The sequence below is a fragment of the Ruegeria sp. BJ5 genome (assembly GCF_056537865.1).
The window spans coordinates 1-2500 of the sequence record NZ_JBQFSH010000009.1 but is presented as its reverse complement, the minus strand read 5'-3'; the positions used below and the strand labels follow the sequence as shown (position 1 = coordinate 2500).

The window sequence follows — 2500 nt, the reverse complement described above, 5'->3', positions numbered from 1 at the left end:
TGGTTCTCTGCGAAATCTATTTAGGTAGAGCGTCATCCGAATACCCCGGGGGGTAGAGCACTGGATGGGTAATGGGGCCCCACAGGCTTACTGATCCTAACCAAACTCCGAATACCCGGGAGTACTAGATGGCAGACACACTGCGGATGCTAACGTCCGTAGTGGAGAGGGAAACAACCCTGACCTACAGCTAAGGCCCCCAATTCATGGCTAAGTGGGAAAGCAGGTGGGACGACCAAAACAACCAGGAGGTTGGCTTAGAAGCAGCCATCCTTTAAAGATAGCGTAACAGCTCACTGGTCTAAACAAGTTGTCCTGCGGCGAAGATGTAACGGGGCTCAAGCCATGAGCCGAAGCTTAGGATGCCGTAAGGCATGGTAGCAGAGCGTAGTGTGACATAAGACTTATCCTCTTTAGTGTCTTTCGGGGCACCTTGGAGGATCGAGTCTTTTCGATGAAGCCGGCCTGTGAGGGATCCGGTGGAGAGATCACTAGTGAGAATGATGACATGAGTAGCGACAAAGAGTGTGAGAGACACTCTCGCCGAAAGTCCAAGGGTTCCTGCTTAAAGCTAATCTGAGCAGGGTAAGCCGGCCCCTAAGCCGAGGCCGAAAGGCGTAGGCGATGGGAACTAGGTTAATATTCCTAGGCCAGGAGGATGTGACGGATCACAGGTGTAGTTCAATCTTATCGGATTGATTGGGCTGCTGAGTGGTTCCTGGAAATAGCCCTCCATCAGACCGTACCCTAAACCGACACAGGTGGACTGGTAGAGCATACCAAGGCGCTTGAGAGAACGATGTTGAAGGAACTCGGCAAAATACCTCCGTAAGTTCGCGAGAAGGAGGCCCGGTTCCTAGGCAACTAGGGGCTGGGGGCACAAACCAGGGGGTGGCGACTGTTTATTAAAAACACAGGGCTCTGCGAAGTCGCAAGACGACGTATAGGGTCTGACGCCTGCCCGGTGCCTGAAGGTTAAAAGGAGAGGTGAGAGCCTTGAATTGAAGCCCAGGTAAACGGCGGCCGTAACTATAACGGTCCTAAGGTAGCGAAATTCCTTGTCGGGTAAGTTCCGACCTGCACGAATGGCGTAACGACTTCCCCGCTGTCTCCAACATCGACTCAGCGAAATTGAATTGCCTGTCAAGATGCAGGCTTCCCGCGGTTAGACGGAAAGACCCCGTGCACCTTTACTACAGCTTCGCACTGGCATCAGGACTGCAATGTGCAGGATAGGTGGTAGGCTTCGAAGCAGGGACGCCAGTTCCTGTGGAGCCTCCCTTGAGATACCACCCTTTGCATTCTTGATGTCTAACCGCGGTCCGTTATCCGGATCCGGGACCCTGCGTGGCGGGTAGTTTGACTGGGGCGGTCGCCTCCTAAAGCGTAACGGAGGCGCGCGAAGGTTGGCTCAGAGCGGTCGGAAATCGCTCGTTGAGTGCAATGGCAGAAGCCAGCCTGACTGCGAGACTGACAAGTCGAGCAGAGTCGAAAGACGGCCATAGTGATCCGGTGGTCCCGAGTGGAAGGGCCATCGCTCAACGGATAAAAGGTACGCCGGGGATAACAGGCTGATACTGCCCAAGAGTCCATATCGACGGCAGTGTTTGGCACCTCGATGTCGGCTCATCTCATCCTGGGGCTGGAGCAGGTCCCAAGGGTACGGCTGTTCGCCGTTTAAAGAGGTACGTGAGCTGGGTTTAGAACGTCGTGAGACAGTTCGGTCCCTATCTGCCGTGGGTGTAGGAGACTTGAGAGGAGTTGCCCCTAGTACGAGAGGACCGGGGTGAACGATCCACTGGTGGACCTGTTGTTGCGCCAGCAGCAGTGCAGGGTAGCTATGATCGGACAGGATAACCGCTGAAGGCATCTAAGCGGGAAGCCCCCCTCAAAACAAGGTCTCCCTGAGGGCCGTGGAAGACCACCACGTCAATAGGCCGGAGATGTAAGCGCAGCAATGCGTTCAGTTGACCGGTACTAATCGCCCGATAGGCTTGATTTGATCCAGTAACAGAAAGACAAATCACCAAAAGCATACACTGACCTTGAGTTGGACAATTACGTCGCTTTTGCTACGCAAATAGCGACGGTGTTGATTGATGTGAAACCCCGCAAGGGGTGACACAACAACCGTGCGGCAACGCGCATTCGCTTCGCGAATACGCTGCCTGCCGCGCGCCGCCTTTTTGCAAAGCAAAAAGAGCGACGGGGATTTTCCTCGGTTTGGTGGTCATAGCGCAAGTGAAACACCCGGTCCCATCCCGAACCCGGAAGTTAAGCACTGCAGCGCCAATGGTACTTGGGCTCAAGCCCCGGGAGAGTAGGTCACCGCCAAACCTAGAAAAATCCCCCCTCTCAAAAACGATGAAAAAACACGACCAGGTCTCAAACAGCCAAATAGGCAACAGACCAAACCAAAGTGTCGCGGGATGGAGCAGCCCGGTAGCTCGTCAGGCTCATAACCTGAAGGTCGCAGGTTCAAATCCTGCTCCCGCAACCA

1 tRNA gene and 2 rRNA genes (1 of these 3 cut by a window edge) are annotated in these 2500 nt (G+C 54.5%); all 3 read left to right on the top strand.

Features of this window, described 5'->3' with window-relative positions:
* A 23S ribosomal RNA gene (locus tag ACR0NY_RS18975) occupies positions 1-2002 on the top strand (it extends 828 nt beyond the left edge of the window).
* Positions 2003-2222: 220 nt separating this feature from the next.
* Positions 2223-2337 (top strand): 5S ribosomal RNA (gene rrf / locus ACR0NY_RS18970).
* 86 nt (positions 2338-2423) lie between these two features.
* Positions 2424-2500 (top strand) — tRNA-Met (locus ACR0NY_RS18965).